We start from the raw sequence: 18,084 nt of genomic DNA on the forward strand, positions 1-18,084 counted from the left end.
CATCGCAGCTTGCCCCAGCGCCTTCAGGCGCTGGGGTCACGGATAGCCGGGGCGCATTTCTTTGCCCCCTTTCTTGCTGCGCGGCAAGAAAGGGGGTCGCCCGCCGGGGCGAGTCCCGGCCTCTGGCCTCAAAACAAGGCTCCATGCTTGCCCGCTACGCTGGAGCACCCGAGGAGCTCATGCCGTTCACTGGCCTAAGTGAACGGCATTACAGCTCAGCGGCAGGCTGCGCAGAAAGCCGTCGACGATGCGCAGCGCGTAGCGGCTGGCCACGCTGCGCACGAATTCGGCAAAGTCCACATGGGCGCTGTCGTCGGCGCGGTCGGAGATGGTGCGCATGGCGGCGAACGGCACGCCATAGTCCAGGCAGGCCTGGGCCACGGCGGCCCCCTCCATCTCCACCGCCAGCACCTCGTGGCCGGCGGCGCGCAGCCCCTGCGCCAGCGCGCGCGAGGCCGCGGCCGTGCCCACGAACTGGTCGCCGCTGGCAATCAGCCCGCAATGCGCGCGCGGCGGGTGCAAGGCATGGCGGGCGCGCAAGGCCGCGGTGTCGCCCGCCACGCAGGCCTGGGCCGCCGCCAGCAGCGCGCCCGACATGGCGGCATCGCAGGCCAGCCGCGTGCGGCCGTAGCCGGGCATTTCCCAGCGCGGGAACAGCGGCGAGGCGTCGAGGTCGTGCTGCAGGTAGTCGCTGGCGATCACCACGTCGCCGACCTGCACGCCCTCGCCCACGCCGCCCGCCACGCCGGTGAAGACGATGCGGCGCACGCCAAAGCGCTCGATCAGCGCGGCGGCGGTGGTGGCCGCCGCCACCTTGCCTATGCCCGACAGCGCGCAGACCAGCTCATGCCCATGCAGCCGGCCGCGCCAGAACTGCCGCCCCGCATGGGCCACGGCGTCTGCGCCGTGCATGGCCTGCACCAGGCCGTGCTGCTCCTGCGGCAGCGCGCTGAGTATCGCGATCGCGGGATTGGCGGCAGGGGCGGCGGAGGCAAGGGTCATGATGGCAGGCGTCTGAAGGCGGGGCGGCCGCCATTCTCGCCCGAAACACCTCGCCGCGCGGCAAGATGCCCGGGCTCAGAAGTCCACCGCGACCGAGGCCGATACGGTACGCCCCTGCCCCAGCGTGGCGATGGGCGTGGTGTCGCTGAATACGCCGGAGAAATAGCGGCGGTTGAACAGGTTGGCCAGGTTCAGGCGGAACACCGTCTTGTACCCGGACAGCTGGGTGGCGTAGCGCGCGCCGACTTCCACCTCGCTCCAGCCGGGCAGCTGCAGCGTATTGGCCGCATTGAGCTTCTGGCTGGAGCTGGCGACGATGCGGCCGCTCAGCGTCAGGCCGGGGGCGGCATCCCATTCGGCGCCCAGGTTGCCCTGCCAGCGCGGCGCGCCCACGGCTTGGTAGCCGTCGTAGGCGCCCTTGGCGGTGCGGGTCTGCACGCCCTGCGTATAGGCGGCGCCGCCCAGCAGGCGCACGCCCCGCGCCACCTCGCCGAAGGTATTCCATTCCAGGCCGCGGATGCGCTTCTCGCCTTCGTCCGAGGCGTCGTTGCCGTTGACCGATATGAGCATGGGCTTGGTGATCTCGAACAGGCTGGCCGTGTTCGCGAAGCTGCCGGCATTCCACTTGATGCCGACTTCCTTTTGCTTGGTCTTGTACGGCGCGAAGGTGAAGTTGCGCACATAGGTGGGCGTGGAGATGGTGTCGCCCTTGCTCAGGCCCTGCACATAGTTGGCATACAGCGAAATGCCCGGGCCCCAGGGCTTGAGCACCACCGCGACGGCCGGCGTCACCGCGCTCTTGTCGTAGCTGCCGGTCACCGAGCCGTTGGCCGCGCTGAAGTTGGTGGTCTTGACGGTCTGGTGGCGTGCGCCCAGCGTCAGGCGCAGCCGGTCGTCCAGGAAGGTCATGGTGTCCACCAGCGCCACGCTGGACAGCGTGTTCTCGGCACTCTTGGGCGAGCTTGCGGGCAGCGCCGGCATGTCGTGGTAGACCGGCGCGTAGATGTTGGTGGTGAAGGCGGAGGTGGCGCTGGCCGCGCCGGACTCCATCTCCAGCCGCGAGGCCTGCAGCACCAGCTCGTGGCCCACCGCGCCGGTATTGAAGTTCATGCGCAGCCCCGCCTCGGAGGAGACGCTGTCGTCATAGCCCAGCGAGGCCACGGTGACCGTGTTCGTGCTGGTGCCGCTGGCGTTGAGGCTGCGCACGTGCGAGCCGTTGATGAAGCCCGAATAATTGTGCTTGCGCACGCCGATGCCGGCGAAGGCGGACAGGTTCGGGTTGAACGTGTATTCCGCGCGCGCGATGACGGCCTTGCTCTGCAGATCGGCCCACGCGGCAGGGAACTGGTTCACGCTGGCGTCCGGCGCCCGCAGCACGACCGTGGGCATCCAGAACATGGCCGGCGTGCCGCCCTTGTAAGACTCTTTGCTGTAGTAGGCGTCGATCGAGGCCTTCAGCCCGCCGCTGCGGTAGTCGAGCGCGGCCGAGAGGAATTCGCGCTTCTTGGACTGGCCGTCCAGCTCGGTATCGCCATTGGTGAACGCGCCATTGATGCGCAGGCCCCATTCCTTGGACTCGCCGAAGCGGCGGCCCAGGTCGAACTTGACGCCGAGCTGGCTCTGCGACTGGTAGTCCAGCGAGGCGCGGTTCAGCGGCTCGTCATCGGCGCGCTTGGGCACCAGGTTGACCATGCCGCCCACCGCGCCGCTGGGGGACATGCCCGAGAACAGCGCGCTGGGCCCCTTGAGCAGCTCCACCCGCTCGAACATCTCGACCGGCGTGTGGCCGACCGGCATGAGGCCGTACATGCCGTTGATGGCCAGGTCGTTCTGGTTGACGTCGAAGCCGCGAATGCGGAAGTTCTCGTAGGCATGGCCGCTGGACGTGGTGAAGCGCACCGAGGGGTCGTTGCTCAGCACGTCGCCGACGGTGCGGGCGCCCTGGTTCTCGATCAGCTCGGAGGTATAGCTGGTCACGTTGAACGGCGCGTCCATCACGTCCACATTGCCCAGCGCGCCCAGGCGCGCGCCCTTGGCCACCTGCCCGCCGGCATAGGTGCCGGGCAGGGCCTCGGGCTGCACGGTGTCGGCGGTCACCGTCACCGCCGGCAACGAGGCCTCGCCCTGGGCCGCCGTCTGCGCCTGCGCGGCCACCGACACCAGCATGGCGCCCGCACATGCCAGCGGCGTGGTACGGCGAGAAAATTGGCGCCCCTGCACGCCACCCTGCTTTCGAGACATATTGGATCTTCCTGTTGTGTTTTGGATTCTTGGCTTCCCGGCGCAGCAGCCGTGTGCGCCTTCAATACGCACAACGACAATAATGCAAATGAGAATTGTTTCTATTCTAGTTTGAAACAAAACGAATCCCGGGCGCCGCAGCGGCGCCTGAGCGCAAAAAACAACAGTCTCCGGACTGGCGGCCGGCCGCGCGGGCTACGCCTTCATCTTCGCCAGCTCTTCGTCGCGCAGCTCGCGGCGCAGGATCTTGCCCACCGGCGTCTTGGGCAGCGCATCGCGGAACTCGATGTACTTGGGGCGCTTGTAGCCGGTCAGGCGCTCGCTGCAGAAGGCGCGCAGCTGGGCCTCGGTGAGATCGGCCGACTTGCGCACCACCACCAGCTTGATGGCCTCGCCGGTCTTGTCGTCGGGCACGCCGATCACCGCGCATTCGGCCACGCCCGGGCAGGCCGATGCCACGTCCTCCACCTCGTTGGGGTAGACGTTGAAGCCGCTGACCAGCACCATGTCCTTCTTGCGATCAACGATGTGAAAGCGCCCGTCGGCATCCATCACGCCGATGTCGCCGGTGCGGAAGAACCCGTCCTCGGTCATCACCTTGGCGGTTTCGTCGGGCCGCTGCCAGTAGCCGGCCATCACCTGCGGCCCGCGGATCGCGACCTCGCCGCGCTCGCCCTGCGGCACGGCATGGCCGGCGTCGTCGAGGATGGCCATGTCGGTGCTGGGCATGGGCAGGCCGATCGAGCCGTTCACCGGCTGGCCCACCACGCTGCAGCTGGCGACCGGGCTGGTCTCGGACAGGCCGTAGCCCTCGATGATGGGCGTGCCGGTGCGCGCCAGCCACTGCTCGGCCACCGCGCTTTGCACCGCCGCGCCGCCGCCCACCACCACGCGCAGGTGGCTCCAGTCCACCGTGTCGAAGTCCGGGTGGTTCATCAGCCCGTTGAACAAGGTGTTGACCGCCGGAAAGGTGTGGAAGGGCTGGTGCCGCAGCTCGGCCAAAGTGGCCTTGATGTCGCGCGGGTTGGGAATCAGCAGCACATGGTGGCCACAGCGCAGCGACAGCAGCAGGCAGACCGTGAACGCGAAGATATGGTAGAGCGGCAGCGCGCACACGCACAGCGGCTGCACCTCGGCCGGGATGGTCTTGAGCGCCGGCGCATACCAGGCCTGGACCTGCATCACATTGGCCCCCAGGTTGCGGTGCAGCAGCACCGCGCCCTTGGCCACGCCGGTGGTGCCGCCGGTGTACTGCAGCGCGGCCACGTCGTCCAGGTGCACCTCGGGCGGAGTGAACTTGTGCTGCTCGCCCTGGCGCAGCGCGGCATTGAAGGCGATGCTGCGCGTGAGCTGGAACGGCGGCACCAGCTTTTTGGAATGCCGCACCACCCAGTTGACGAGCGCGCCCTTGAACAGGCCCAGCATGTCGCCCATGCTGCAGACGATGACCTGCGCGAGCTGCGCATGCTGCGGGCATTGCTGCACCGTGGCGCAGAAGTTCTCCAGCACGATCATCACCTTGGCGCCGCTGTCGACGAGCTGGTGCTCCAGCTCGTGCGGGGTGTAGAGCGGGTTGACGTTGACCACCACCAGCCCGGCGCGCAGCACCGCCGCCACCGCCACCGCGTACTGGGGCACGTTGGGCATCATCAGCGCCACGCGGTCGCCCTTGGCCAGCGGCAGGGTCTGCAGGTAGGCGGCCAGCGCCAGGCTGAACTGGTCCAGCTGGCGGTAGCTCCAGCTGTTGCCCATGAAGTGCAGCGCCTCGCGGTCCGCATGCTGGATGAAGGCCTGGTTCAGCAACTGCGCCAGCGTGGGAATGTTGGCCAGGTCGATGTCCGCAGGTACATCGGCGGGATAGCCCTGCAGCCAGGGGCGTTGAGTCATGCACGGTCTCCTGATGGAATGGCGGCGCCTGGCGAGCCACGGGGGCTGAGCCGCTCCTGTACGCGAAGCGAGGCGCTATGAATTTCTGCAAAACCGGTATTGTGCGCAACCCGCGCCATTCGCGATTCTGGAATTACCCTGGGATCGGCTGCTGTTACGCGGCATCCGGTTTCGCCATCCAGCGAGAACGCGCCGCGCAGCCGCAGGCTGTACCGATAGTACGGCCAGGCGCAGCAACCAAGTTAGCGTTGGATGGCGAAACCGTTCAAGGCTGGTCCGGCGGCACGGGCTGGCCCGCCCGCGCCCGCCGGCCGGCCCGCGGGTTCGCCACCTGGGTGTCCTGCGCCTCCTGCGTCTGGTAGTAGGGCTTTTGCTCGATGGAGTAGGGGAACGGCGGCACGTTGAACACCCCGTTCATGAAGCCGGTGCTTTGGCGCACGGCCAGCGACAGGTCCTGCGCCCAGGTCAGCAGCGGCCGGCCGGCCGAGAAGAAGTCGATGCTGTTGTGGGTTTCGGGCCGCACCAGGCGGTGGTCGGCCAGCACCTGCACCTCGACGTAGCCGCCATTGCCGGTGGTGTACTGGTAGGACACGTGCGACATGGGCCGCGCGAAATAGATGCCGGCCGCATTCAGCCGCGCCTCCATCCGCGCATCGTTCTGCGCCAGCCACTGTTCGCTGTTGGCGGTGCGCTTGATGCGCAGGCAGTCCACGCGCCCCACGTTCAAGCCCTGGGTGCGCTCCACCAGCACGCCCTGCTGCTTGGGGCAGTCCTGCGTCCAGACCGTGGGCTGGCGATTCAGGTCGTCCACGTTGGAGCGCACCGCCATCACCGCCACCAGCTCGCCCAGCGAAGTGCGCATCTGCCAGACCTTGGCCTGCAGCGGCTCGTCGTGGGCCAGGTCGCTCGGCGCGACCGGGATCAGGTCGCTGTCCGAGCCCCAGTAGCGCCACTGCATCTGCGGCGCCTCGTCGAACGCCACCTGCGTGCGGCCGACCGGGTAGGTCTGGGGCGTGACCGGCGCACACGCCACCAGAGCCATGGCAGCAGACGACAGCGCCAGCACCGCCATCATCTTGCGAACAGCAAAAACCATAAACACCAATCCTGTAGAGCGAGCCCGGGCCTGCGGCGCAGGCCCGGCCGGGAAATACCGCCGCCATGATAGCAAGCGCCAGGCCGGCACCGGCGGCGAAGCATTGTCGCCCGGCATTGCGCAGGCATTGCGGCTAATCGTGAAGAAATGTTGTGCTGGCGAGCCGCCGGCCCCCATCCAGCGGCCCTAGTCCAGATCGTCGTCGCCGTCCTCCCGGCATTCGTCGGGCAGGGCCTCGGCCACCGGGCCGCTGCCGCTGCAGTGCCAGACGACCTTGCCGTCCTGCTCCGACGGCACCATCGTGAAGGCGCCGCGCTGCAGGTGGTAGGTAAGGCTCATGGTGTCGCTGTCGTATTCCCACTCGCCCGCCTGGGCGAGCGTGACGCCGGCGCTGGGCAGGTCGTCGGGCACGTCCTGCCTCTGCTCGTAGTAGCTGCCCAGCGTGGCGCGCAGCGGCGCGGCCTCGAGCCACAGGCGCTGCAGCCCGGCGCGCTCCTGGTAGCGCTGCAGCTCGGGCATGCCCACCGCCACGAGCAGGCCCGCGCCGGCGGCCACCAGCGCCAGCGTGAACAGGCCGGCCGCGCCGCCCACGCGCCCGATGTAAGGCACGCAGCCGGCCAGCAGGTACGACCAGGGGTTGCGCCCCGGCATCCGGGTGTCGGGGTTGAGCATGCGCACCACGCGCTTGGTCAGCCAGGGGTAGCCGGATATCAGCTCATGGAAGTCGGGGAAGAAGCCGCGGTTGGCCAGGGTCTGGCGCGCGTAGGTGGCGAGGTTGACCTGCTGCCATTTCTCGGCACCGGCGGCCAGCACCGCCAGCGCGCGCGCCGCCGACTCGCTGTGCTCGCAGCAGGCGCGCCCGTGCATGTCGCAGGTGTATTCCTTGGCGCGCGAATAGGCCGCGCCCAGCAGTGGCAGCCACAGCGCCGGCATGCGCCAGAAGTGGCCGGTGAGGTGGCCGCGGCGGATATGCCCCAGCTCATGGCCGAAATAGAAGTTGATGCCGTCGGGCAGCGCGCGCAGCGCGTCCAGCGTATCGGCCAGCACGATGACGTAGTTGCGCCCCAGAAAGCGCGTGGCAAATGCATTCATCATGCCGCCGCCCTGCAGCACATAGGCCTCGGGCGGGTCGTTGACGCCGAGCTTCTGGCAGCACTGCAGGTATTGCAGGTACAGCTCGGGCAGCTGGTCTTCGGACAGCCGCACGCCCGTGCCGCGCAGCCAGGCGATCAGGCCGGACTGGGCGAACAGGTAGCCGACGAAGCCCAGCAGCACATAGGCCAGCGCCACGCCGAGCGTGCCCAGCACCAGCAGCAGCCAGACGATGAGGCCCAGCACCAGTGTGATGGCGCCCAGCGGCTTCTCGCGCGGATAGACCAGCGGATCCATGCATTCCCCTCCAAATCCGCCCCATCATACGGAGGAAATACGGGCCGATTCAGCGCCGCGCCACTTCCCGCAAGGTAACAAACTCCTCGGCGCTGGTCGGGTGGATGCCGATGGTTTCGTCGAACACCGCCTTGGTCGCGCCGGCGCGCAGCGCCACCGCAAAGCCCTGGGTGATCTCGCCGGCATCGGCGCCCACCATGTGCAGGCCCAGCACGCGGTCGCTGGCGTCATCCACCACCAGCTTGACCAGGGTGCGCTCGCTGCTGCCGCTGAGCGTGTGGCGCAGCGGCTTGAAGTCGCTGCGGTAGATGCGCAGCGCGCCATGCCTTTCGCGCGCGGCCTCTTCGGAGAGGCCCACGCTGCCGATCGGCGGATGGGTGAACACCGCGGTGGGAATGAGTGCGTAGTCCACCGTGCGCGCCGCCTTGCCCGGCTGCGGGCCGAACACATGGTCCACCCAGGCCATGGCCTCGGCCAACGCCACCGGCGTGAGCTCCAGGCGGCCAACCACGTCGCCCAGGGCGTGCACACCCGCAACACTGGTGGCATAGTGCTCGTCCACCACGATGGCGCCGTGCTCATCCTGGCGCACGCCCACGCGCTCCAGCCCCAGGCCCTCGACATTGGGCCTGCGGCCAGTGGCATAGAGCACCGCGTCGCAGCGCAGCTCGCCGCCCTCCTTCAGCTGCAGCACGCGCTCGCCGCTCGCGGCATCGAGCGCGATCGCCGCCACGTCGCTGCGCACGCGGATGTCGACGCCGGCCTTGCGCATCTCGCCGGCGGCGAAGTCGCTCACCTCGCGGTCGAAGCCGCGCAGCACCTGCTCGCCGCGGTACAGCAGCGTGACCTGCACGCCCAGGCCGTGGAAGATGCTGGCCATCTCGCAGGCGATGTAGCCGCCGCCCACCACCACCAGGCGGCGCGGCAGCTCGGGCAGCTCGAACATGTCGTCGGACACCAGCGCATGCTCGCGCCCCGGCAGCTCGGGCACCCAGGGCCGCCCGCCGGTGGCGATCAGGATGTGGCGCGCGCTGAGCCGCTGCTCCTGCATCCGGCCATTGGGCTTGGCGGTGACGAGCACGCTGTGCGCATCGAGCAGCGCGCCGTGGCCGGCCAGGCGCTGCACCTGCGCGCCGCTCATCAGCCCTTCGTAGATGCCGTTGAGGCGGCCGATCTCCTTGGCCCGCGCGGCCTTGAGTGCCGGCCAGTCGAGCGCCAGGCCTTCGGGCACCTGCCAGCCGTAGCCGCGCGCCTCGGCAAAGGCCTCGGCATAGCCGGCGCCGTAGCTGTAGAGCTTCTTGGGAATGCAGCCCACGTTCACGCAGGTGCCGCCCATGGCGCCCGACTCGACCAGCGCCACGCGCGCGCCGCGCCCGGCGGCCATGCGCGCGGCGCGCACGCCGCCCGAGCCGCCGCCGATCACGATGAGGTCGTAGTCATGGGATGTGGAGGAAGTGCTCATGTCTTGTCTCGCCTGGCATCAAAACAAGCCATTGTGGCCATCCAGCAAAAAACCGCCCTCACGGGCGGTTTCTCGGGGGGCCGGCGCGGCAGGCGCCGGTGGGCGGGCTTACTGCACCACCTGCGCCAGCTCGCCGGCGGCGTACTTGCGCGCCATGTCGGCCAGCGGCACGCCCTTGACCTTGGGGCCCTGGCCTTCGCAGCCGAACTCCAGGTAGCGCTGCTTGCACACCAGGCGGGCGGCTTCGCGCGCGGGCTTCATCCATTCGCGCATGTCGAACTTGTCGGGGTTCTCGGCCTGGAACTTGCGCACCGCGCCGGTCATGGCCAGGCGGATGTCGGTGTCGATGTTGATCTTGCGCACGCCGTGCTTGATGGCTTCCTGGATCTCCTCCACCGGCACGCCGTAGGTTTCCTTCATCTTGCCGCCGAACTGGTTGATGATGGCCAGCAGCTCCTGCGGCACCGACGAGGAGCCGTGCATCACCAGGTGGGTGTTGGGCAGGCGGGCGTGGATTTCCTTGACCCGCTGGATCGACAGGATGTCGCCCGTGGGCTTGCGGCTGAACTTGTAGGCGCCGTGGCTGGTGCCGATGGCGATCGCCAGCGCGTCGAGCTGGGTGGCCTTGACGAACTGGGCGGCTTCCTCGGGGTCGGTCAGCAGCGCCGAGTGGTCCAGCACGCCTTCGGCGCCCACGCCGTCTTCCTCGCCGGCCATGCCGGTCTCCAGCGAGCCCAGGCAGCCCAGCTCGCCCTCGACGGTGGCGCCGATCTGGTGCGCCATGGCCACGACATCGCGCGTGACCTTGACGTTGTAGTCGAAGTCGGCCGGGGTCTTGCCGTCCTCGCGCAGCGAGCCGTCCATCATCACCGAGCCAAAGCCCAGGTTCAGCGCGCCCTGGCAGATGGCGGGCGAGGTGCCGTGGTCCTGGTGCATGACCAGCGGCACATGGGGATAGGCCTCGACGGCGGCCTGGATCAGGTGCTTGATGAAGCTTTCGCCCGCGTACTTGCGCGCGCCGGCGCTGGCCTGCAGGATCACCGGCGCGCCCACTTCGTCCGCGGCCGCCATCACTGCCTGCACCTGCTCCAGGTTGTTCACGTTGAAAGCGGGAATGCCGTAGTTGTTGGCTGCGGCATGGTCGAGCAATTCGCGCATCGAGACGAGAGCCATGGTGGAGAGTCCGTTAGAGAAATAGTGGGGAAAGAGCCGGAGCCTGGGCTTCGGCCACGAGGGCTACGGGAGCCGCGGCGTGGTAACCGCTTGGTAACCCATCATTTTAACCATGCGCCGCAACCCCGCCCTGCGGCAAAGTCAGGCGGTAGCAGGTGGTATGTGGCGGCGGCGCGGCCTGTGGGCCGAAGCGCCCGCCGTGCAGCTGGGCCACGCGGGCGACGATTTCATGGCCCAGGTGCAGGCTGTCCACCGGCTCGGGCGGGCGGGCGGCGCCGTCGCGCCCGCCGTCGTCGCAGACCTGCAGCCAGCATTCGCCGCTGGCGCCCGTGCGGCCGCCCTGCACTTCGATCTGCGTGCCCCGCGGCGTGTGGCGCAGCGCGTTTTCGACCAGGTTGCGCAGCGCCATCTCCAGCAGCAGCGCATGGCCGGATACCGCCAGCGGCTCGGGCAGCTCCACCGACAGGCTGCTGCCGTGCTGCCAGGCCGCCTGGGCGTAGTCGGCGGCCACGCCGCGCGCCAGCCGGCCCAGCTCGACGGTGGCGGCCTGCTGGGTCATCTGCACCCGCCCGGCCCGCGCCAGCGCCAGGATCTGCTGCAGCACATGGCCGGCGCGCAGCGCATCGGCCTGGATGCGCTGCGCCGCGGCCGCCTGCTCTTCGGCCGGCAGGCCGCCTTGCAGGGCCTGGGCGTGCAGGCTGATGGACGACAGCGGCGTGCGCAGCTCGTGCGCCACCTCGTTGGCCAGCTTGCGCTCGTGCTCGACCGCCGCCTCGCTGCGGTCGAGCAAGGTGTTGATCGCCTGCGTGACCGCATGGAACTCGCGCCAGTTGTCGGCGCGGCGCAGGCGCTGGCCTTCGGCCAGCTCGAGCCGCTCCACGTCGGCGGACAGCTGCTGCAGCGGCTTGAGGCCGGTGCGTATCGTCAGGCCCAGCACCAGCGTCACCACCGGCAGCAGCCACAGGCCGGGCAGGATCATCTGGCCGGCGATGTCTTCGGCCAGGTCGTCGCGCTCCTTGAGCGCGACCAGCACCGTGACCCGGTGGCTGCGCTCGGCGTCCCACTGGGTGAAGCTGCGCCAGACTTCGCCCTCGTGGCCAAGCGCCGCCTGCGAGAAGCCTTCGCGCTGCGCGCCGAATTCCACCACCGGCGCGGCGCCCGCATGCATGGCCAGGCGGCCGGCCGCATCCCACAGCTGGATGTCCATGGACTGCTGGTAGTCATGCGCGCGCAGGCCCGGCACGGTGACGCGGCGCGTGGGCGCCAGCTCGGCGCCGGTTCCCGGGCGCAGCGGCATGTTCAGCACCAGCGCGGCCACGCTGGCCAGGTGGCCGTCGGTGAGCTCGTCGGCCTCTTGCACGCCGGCCTGGTAGGCCCAGAAGACGAAGCAGCCCCACACCAGCACCAGCGCCGCCAGAATCCATAGCAGCAGCCGCGTCTGCAGGCGCGGCAGCCCCTGGGCGGGGCCCAGCCAGCTGGTGGCGGCCTGTGGCTCGGCCATCTATACCTGCGGCATGAAGTAGCCCACGCCGCGCATGGTGTGGATGTAGTCCGCCCCCAGCTTCTTGCGCAGGTGGTGGATGTGCACCTCGACCGCGTTGCTCTCCACCGACGCGTCGAAGCTGTAGAGCCGCTCCTCCAGCTGCTGGCGCGACAGCACCCGGCCGCGCGCCTCCAGCAGGATCAGCAAAATGGTGAAGGCGCGCGGCGGCAGCTCCACCGCCTCGCCAGCCAGGCGCACCTGGTGCAGCGCCGGGTCGAGCACCAGCTCGCGGTACTGGATCAGCGGGTTGGCGCGCCCGGCGGCGCGGCGCAGCAGCGCGCGCAGCCGGGCCTGCAGCTCCTGTGCGTCGAAGGGCTTGGCCAGGTAGTCGTCGGCGCCCAGGTCCAGGCCTTCGATGCGGTGGTGCACGCCGTCGCGCGCGGTGAGGATGATGACCGGCGTGGCCGGATCGGGCCGGCTGGTGCCCGGCGGCGCATTGCGCAGGCGCTGCAGCAGGCTGGTGCCGTCGCCGTCGGGCAGGCCCAGGTCGAGCAGCACCGCATCGAAGCTTTCGGTGGTCAGCGCATTCCAGGCCGCGGCCAGCGTGCCGCACCAGTCCACCGCATGGCCGCGCTGGCGCAGGTTGGCGCGCAGGCCCTCGGCAATCCCAGCGTCGTCTTCGACCATCAGTATCCGCATGCAGCGCATTGTGCATGAAGCGCGCGGGCCGGCCGGATTGGCTTCAATAGAAAAAACAATAGCTGCCAGCGTTTACCACACAATATTTTCAGATAGTTTTGTATCCAAAAACATGGCGCAGCAAGCGCTGGCAGCTATCAGGATTGCAGTACGGCTTTTAGCCTTTTATTCCACGCGGCAGATCTTCATCATGTTGGTGCCGCCGGGCGAGCCCATGGGTTCGCCGCAGGTGATGGCGTAGACATCGCCGCTTTGCACGATGTCGCGGCTCTTGAGGTGGGCCTCGGCCTGCAGCAGCGCGGTGTCGCGGTCGGCGCTGGTGTCCATCAGCAGCGGGCGCACGTTGCGGTACAGGGCCATGCGGCGCTGGGTGGCGATCTTGGGCGTGAGCGCGTAGATCGGGATCTGGGTGCGGTGGCGGCTCATCCACAGCGCGGTGGAGCCGCTGTCGGTCATCGCCACCAGCGCCTTGGCGCCCAGGTGCGTGGCGGTGAAGAGCGCGCCCAGCGCGATGCTCTGGTCGATGCGCTGGAAGGTCTTGCCGACGAAGTCGGTGTCCACGTCCCAGTCGGCGGCGGCCTCGGCGGCGGCGCAGATGGCGACCATCTCCTGCACGGTCTCGAGCGGGAACTTGCCGGCCGCAGTCTCGGCGCTGAGCATCACCGCGTCGGTGCCGTCGAGCACCGCGTTGGCCACGTCGCTCACCTCGGCGCGGGTGGGCACGGGGTTGGTGATCATGCTCTCCATCATCTGCGTGGCGGTGATGACGGCCTTGTCCATCTCGCGCGCCATGCGGATCATCTTCTTTTGCAGCGCGGGCACCGCGGCATGGCCCACTTCCACCGCCAGGTCGCCGCGCGCCACCATGATGCCGTCGGACACGCGCAGGATTTCCTCCAGGCGCGGCACGGCCTCGGCGCGCTCGATCTTGGCGATCAGGCCCGGGCGGTGGCGGAATTCGGCCGCTGCCACCAGGCAGAGCTGGCGCGCCATTTCCATGTCGGAGGCGTTCTTGGGGAAGCTCACCGCCACGTAGTCGGCCTGGAAGCTCATCGCGGTCTTGATGTCTTCCATGTCCTTGGCAGTGAGCGCCGGCGCCGTGAGGCCGCCGCCCTGCTTGTTGATGCCCTTGTTGTTGGACAGCTCGCCGCCGAGCTTGACGGTGGTGTGCACCGCTTCGCCGCGCACCGCATCCACGATGAGCACGATCAGGCCGTCGTTGAGCAGCAGCACGTCGCCGGGCTTGACGTCGCGCGGCAGCTCCTTGTAGTCGAGGCCCACGCCGTCGATGTCGCCCGGCTCGGTGCGGCTGGCATCGAGCACGAAGCGCGCGCCCGGCTCCAGGAAAACCTTGCCCTCGGCGAACTTGCCGACGCGGATCTTGGGGCCCTGCAGGTCGGCCATGATGGCGACTTCGCGCCCGGCGCGCTGCGCGGCGGCGCGCACCATGTTGGCACGGTCCACATGGTCCTGCGCCTTGCCGTGGCTGAAGTTCAGGCGCACCACGTTGACGCCGGCGCGGATCATCTCCTCCAGGATCTGCGGGTCGCTGGAGGCGGGGCCCAGGGTGGCAACAATCTTGGTGGCACGGCGGGTTTTGGTCGGTGCGTTCATGGCTTGTCTCGGTCGGGTGGTGGACTGGCGCCGGCAGCACAGGCCGGCGCCTTGTAATTCAGTTTCTATTCTGCGGCCATTCCGGTTACATAGGGGCTTCAATCGGCAGGCCCCCGCCGCAGCAGATTCTCAATCAAATCCACAAATAAACCATACCCTGATTACGCAAACAGCTATCAAATCAGAAGCAAATAACAGATATGCCAGCGCGCATGGTGCGGCTTGTTTACGACAGCTCGGGCGCGGCCGCGCCTTCGCGCATCAGCGCCTCGATCTCGTCGGCGCGCACCGGCACGCCGCGGGTCATCAGCTCGCAGCCGTCGTCGGTGATGAGCGCGTCGTCCTCGATGCGGATGCCGATGTTGTGGAACTGCTCGGGCACGCCCTCGGCCGGGCGCACGTAGATGCCGGGCTCGATGGTGGTGACCATGCCGGCGCGCAGTATGCGGCTCGGGCGGTTCAGGATCAGCTCGCCCGACAGCGGGTCGCGCCGCTCGCTGATGTGGCCGATCTCGGACGGCTCCACGTAGCTGCCGCAGTCGTGCACGTCCATGCCCATCCAGTGGCCGGTGCGATGCATGTAGAACGGGAAGTAGCTGCGGTTGTCGATCACGTCCTGCACGCTGCCGACCTTGTTCTTGTCGAGCAGGCCCAGATCGAGCATGCCCTGCGCCAGCACCGCCACGGTGGCATCGTGCGGGTCGTTGAAGCGCTGGCCGGGCCGGGTGACGGCCACGGCCGCGTCCTGGCTGGCCAGCACCAGCTCGTACAGCGCGCGCTGCGGGCCGCTGAAGCGGCCGTTGGCCGGGAAGGTGCGGGTGATGTCGCTGGCATAGCCGTCGAGCTCGCAGCCGGCGTCGATCAGCACCAGCTCGCCGCTCTTGATTGGCGCCGCATCGGCGCGGTAATGCAGCACGCAGGCATTGGCGCCGGCCGCGACGATGGAGCCGTAGGCGGTGTACTGCGAGCCGTGCTCGCGGAAGGCGTGCAGCAGCTCGGCGTCGAGGTGGTATTCGCGCACGTCCTGGCCGGCGCGCAGCATGCGGGCCGAGCGCTGCATGGCCAGCACATGGGCGCGCGCGCTGATGGCACAGGCGCGGCGGATGGTGGCCTGCTCGTGCGCATCCTTGAGCAGGCGCATCTCGTCGAGCACGGCGCACAGGTCGCGCTGCTGCTCGGGCACCAGCGCACCGAAGCGGCTGCGCGCGCGCACCACGTTGAGCCAGCGGGCCACGCGCCCTTCAAAGCCGCTGTGGATGGCGAACGGATACCAGACCACGGCACGGTTTTCCAGCATCCTGGGCAGGCGCAGGTCCAGCTCGGCGAACGAGAAAGCCTCGTCCAAGCCCAGCGCCGCCACCGCCGCGTCGGGGCCGAGGCGGTAGCCGTCCCAGATCTCGCGCTCCAGGTCCTTGGGTGCGCAAAACAGCGTGCTCTTGCCATCGGCCGCGATCACCAGGCAGGCATTGGGCTCGGTGAAGCCGGTGAGGTAGTAGAAATAGCTGTCGTGGCGGTACTGGTAGTCGCTGTCGCGGTTGCGCAGGTGCTCGGCTGCCGTGGGGATGATGGCGATGCCGCCGTCGCCGAGCTGCCGGGCGACGCGGGCGCGGCGCTCGGCATGGATGGTTGTATCGGGTTGCATGGGCCCTATCGTAGCGCTTTGGCAGTGTTCGTGGCGGCAGGGCATTGGCGCCCCCGCACGGCGTTCACCTCCCCAACTTGGTGCGGCCCGCATCTGACTGCCTGCCAAGCCCATATGGCGCGATGCGGCTCCATGCGGCGCCTGCCCGCCCCCGGTGCGTTCGAGATCAATGATCTCCATGGAAACAAGGCCTTGCATTGAATTCCGCGCAAAACGTTTTCGCCCTGGCACGCAAACTGCTAGCCGGAAATCCATTCCATTGACCGGAGGTTTCCATGTTTCTGACCAAGCGCACCATCCTGACCTGCCTGCTGGCCACCCTTGGCTCGGCCCTGGGCGCCAGCGCGGCCTGGGCCGATGACGGCGCCCTCAAGCTTGTGCTGGAGAAGAAGTCCATCACCATCGGCATTCCCACCGATTACCCGCCCTACGGCTACATGGGCCCGGACTTCAAGCCCACCGGGGTGGACGTGGCGGTGGCGCAGCTGATCGCCGACAAGCTTGGCGTCAAGGCCAACCTGGTGCCGGTGACCACGCCCAACCGCATCCCGTTCCTGGAGGCCAAGAAGATCGACCTGATCGTCTCGGCGCTGGGCAAGACGCCCGAGCGCGAGAAGGTGATCGATTTCTCGGTGCCCTACGCGCCCTTCTTCCAGGCGGTCTTCGGCCCGAAGAACCTCGTGGCCAAGTCGTTCGACGACCTGGCGGGCAAGAGCATCGCGGTCACGCGCGGCACCATCCAGGACGATGCGCTAGTCAAGATCGCGCCGCCCACGCTGAAGATCCAGCGCTTCGAGGACGACAACGCCACCATGGCCGCCTTCATGACGCAGCAGACCCAGTTCGTGGCCGTGGGCGCGGCGGTGGCCGCCGCCGCGCTGCAGAAGAATCCCAAGGTCGAGGCCGAATACAAGCTGCTCATCAAGGACTCGCCCAACTACGTCGGCATCCGCAAGGGCGAGACCTCGCTGCTGGACAAGGTCAACTCCATCCTGCGCGCCGCGCGCAAGGACGGCACGCTCGAAGGCTATTCGCAAAAGTGGCTGGGCCGCGGCCTGGGCAACATCCCCGAGTAATGGAGTTCTCCCCCATCCTCGCCGCATGGCCCATGCTGCTCAAGGGCCTGCTGCTGACCGGCCTGCTCACGCTGTGCGCGGTGCCGCTGGGCCTGGGCCTGGGCATCTGCTGCGCCTGGAGCCGGGTGCACGGCCCGCTGTGGCTGCGCACGCTGGTGGCGGCGTATGTGGAGCTGTTTCGCAATACGCCCTTCATCATCCAGCTGTTCTTCCTGTTCTTCGGGCTGCCGTCGCTGGGCCTGCGCCTGCCGCCCGAGGCCGCCAGCATCCTGGCGATGATGCTGAACCTGGGCGCCTATGCCTGCGAGCAGATCCGCGCCGGCATCGAGGCCACGCCGCAAGGCCAGATCGAGGCGGCGCAATGCCTGGCGCTGTCGCCCTGGCAGATCTTCTCGCGCGTGGTGCTGCCGCCCGCGCTGGGGCGGGTATGGCCGGCGGTGGTGGGGCAGATCGTCATCGTGATGCTCGGCTCGTCGGTGTGCAGCCAGATCTCTACCGAAGAGATCTCGTATGCCGCCAACCTTATCGCCAGCCGCAGCTTCCGCAGCTTCGAGGCCTACATCACCGTCACCCTCGTCTACCTGGCCCTGGCGGTCATGCTGCGCTGGCTGCTCAGCTGGATCGGCCCGCGCTTCATCTTCGCCAGGCGCTGAAAGGAGTCCACCATGGTCGAGTTCAGCAATGCCATGATCGCCACCCAGCTGCTGCTGGCCCTGCGCTGGACGGTGGGGCTGTCGCTCATCGCCTTCGCGGCCGGCGGCGTGCTGGGCCTGCTGCTGCTGACGCTGCGGCTCAGCCACCTGCCCGGCGGCGAGCGCGTGGTCGCGCTGTATGTGCAGCTCTTTCAGGGCACGCCGCTGCTGATGCAGATCTTCCTGGCCTACTTCGGCCTGGCCATGCTGGGGCTGGATGCATCGCCCCTGCTGGCCGCCAGCGTATGCCTGGCGCTGTACGCCGCCGCCTACCTGAGCGACATCTGGTACGGCTCGGTGCGCTCGGTGCCCAAGGGCCAGTGGGAGGCATCGGCCTGCCTGGCGCTGAGCTTCACCGAGCAGCTGCGCCATGTGATCCTGCCGCAGGCGCTGCGCCTGTCCATCGCGCCCACCACCGGCTTCGCGGTGCAGATCGTCAAGGCCACCGCGCTGACCAGCGTGATCGGCTTCGTCGAGATCACCAAGGTCGGGCAGCTCATCGCCAACGCCACCTACGAGCCCTTCAAGATCTACGGCCTGGTCGCGGCGCTGTACTTCGCGCTGTGCTTTCCGCTGTCGATCTGGAGCCAGCGGCTGGAAAAGCGCCTGCGGCCCCGGCGCTGAAGAT

General features: G+C 68.5%; 14 protein-coding genes. 3 read left to right on the forward strand and 11 right to left on the reverse strand.

All coding sequences use genetic code 11. The features are described from left to right. Positions 1-186: 186 nt before the first annotated feature. From ACODRX_RS15950 to ACODRX_RS16000, 11 genes are all read right to left on the reverse strand, one after another. Positions 187-1,002 carry a 5'-methylthioadenosine/adenosylhomocysteine nucleosidase gene (locus ACODRX_RS15950; RefSeq protein ID WP_488872508.1) on the reverse strand — a complete coding sequence of 272 codons (816 nt, stop codon included), beginning with the start codon at positions 1,000-1,002 and terminating at the stop codon, positions 187-189. 75 nt (positions 1,003-1,077) lie between these two features. After that, the gene (locus ACODRX_RS15955; protein WP_488872509.1) at positions 1,078-3,243 is read right to left on the reverse strand and encodes a TonB-dependent receptor; all 2,166 of its coding nucleotides are present in this window, start codon (positions 3,241-3,243) and stop codon (positions 1,078-1,080) included. 195 nt (positions 3,244-3,438) lie between these two features. After that, positions 3,439-5,130, reverse strand: coding sequence for an AMP-binding protein (locus ACODRX_RS15960; protein ID WP_488872510.1), 1,692 nt, complete (start codon positions 5,128-5,130; stop codon positions 3,439-3,441). A gap of 265 nt (positions 5,131-5,395) precedes the next feature. After that, entirely contained in the window at positions 5,396-6,226 is an 831-nt protein-coding gene (locus tag ACODRX_RS15965) for a hypothetical protein (RefSeq protein WP_488872511.1), read from the reverse strand. Between the two features lie 186 nt (positions 6,227-6,412). Next, positions 6,413-7,615, reverse strand: a complete 1,203-nt coding sequence (locus ACODRX_RS15970; protein ID WP_488872512.1) for a M48 family metallopeptidase — start codon at positions 7,613-7,615, stop codon at positions 6,413-6,415. A 49-nt stretch (positions 7,616-7,664) separates the two neighbouring features. Continuing rightward, positions 7,665-9,077: a glutathione-disulfide reductase gene (gorA, locus tag ACODRX_RS15975; RefSeq protein WP_488872513.1), complete on the reverse strand. Its 1,413-nt coding sequence runs from the start codon at positions 9,075-9,077 to the stop codon at positions 7,665-7,667. 108 nt (positions 9,078-9,185) lie between these two features. After that, a complete protein-coding gene (gene fba, locus ACODRX_RS15980; protein ID WP_488872514.1) occupies positions 9,186-10,250 on the reverse strand; it encodes a class II fructose-bisphosphate aldolase in 1,065 nt (354 codons plus the stop codon). Positions 10,251-10,356: 106 nt separating this feature from the next. After that, a complete protein-coding gene (locus tag ACODRX_RS15985) occupies positions 10,357-11,751 on the reverse strand; it encodes a histidine kinase dimerization/phospho-acceptor domain-containing protein (RefSeq protein ID WP_488872515.1) in 1,395 nt (464 codons plus the stop codon). Beyond that, positions 11,752-12,432, reverse strand: coding sequence for a response regulator transcription factor (locus ACODRX_RS15990; protein ID WP_488872516.1), 681 nt, complete (start codon positions 12,430-12,432; stop codon positions 11,752-11,754). A gap of 165 nt (positions 12,433-12,597) precedes the next feature. Further along, positions 12,598-14,046, reverse strand: a complete 1,449-nt coding sequence (gene pyk, locus ACODRX_RS15995) for a pyruvate kinase (protein WP_488872517.1) — start codon at positions 14,044-14,046, stop codon at positions 12,598-12,600. A 226-nt stretch (positions 14,047-14,272) separates the two neighbouring features. After that, complete coding sequence (locus tag ACODRX_RS16000) at positions 14,273-15,688, reverse strand: aminopeptidase P N-terminal domain-containing protein (protein ID WP_488872518.1); 1,416 nt, start codon at positions 15,686-15,688, stop codon at positions 14,273-14,275. Positions 15,689-15,963: 275 nt separating this feature from the next. On the opposite strand from ACODRX_RS16000, the gene ACODRX_RS16005 reads away from it, so the two are divergent. From ACODRX_RS16005 to ACODRX_RS16015, 3 genes are read left to right on the forward strand one after another with little or no spacing between them, the layout of a single operon-like run. Further along, on the forward strand, positions 15,964-16,764 hold the full coding sequence (locus ACODRX_RS16005; protein ID WP_488872519.1) for a transporter substrate-binding domain-containing protein: 801 nt from the start codon (positions 15,964-15,966) through the stop codon (positions 16,762-16,764). Continuing rightward, positions 16,764-17,417: an amino acid ABC transporter permease gene (locus ACODRX_RS16010; protein WP_488872520.1), complete on the forward strand. Its 654-nt coding sequence runs from the start codon at positions 16,764-16,766 to the stop codon at positions 17,415-17,417. The genes ACODRX_RS16005 and ACODRX_RS16010 overlap by 1 nt, the downstream gene beginning before the upstream one ends. Before the next feature lie 12 nt (positions 17,418-17,429). Further along, the gene (locus tag ACODRX_RS16015; protein WP_488872521.1) at positions 17,430-18,080 is read left to right on the forward strand and encodes an amino acid ABC transporter permease; all 651 of its coding nucleotides are present in this window, start codon (positions 17,430-17,432) and stop codon (positions 18,078-18,080) included. The last annotated feature ends 4 nt before the right edge of the window (positions 18,081-18,084 follow it).

This window comes from Comamonas sp. FG99 (genome assembly GCF_057808605.1).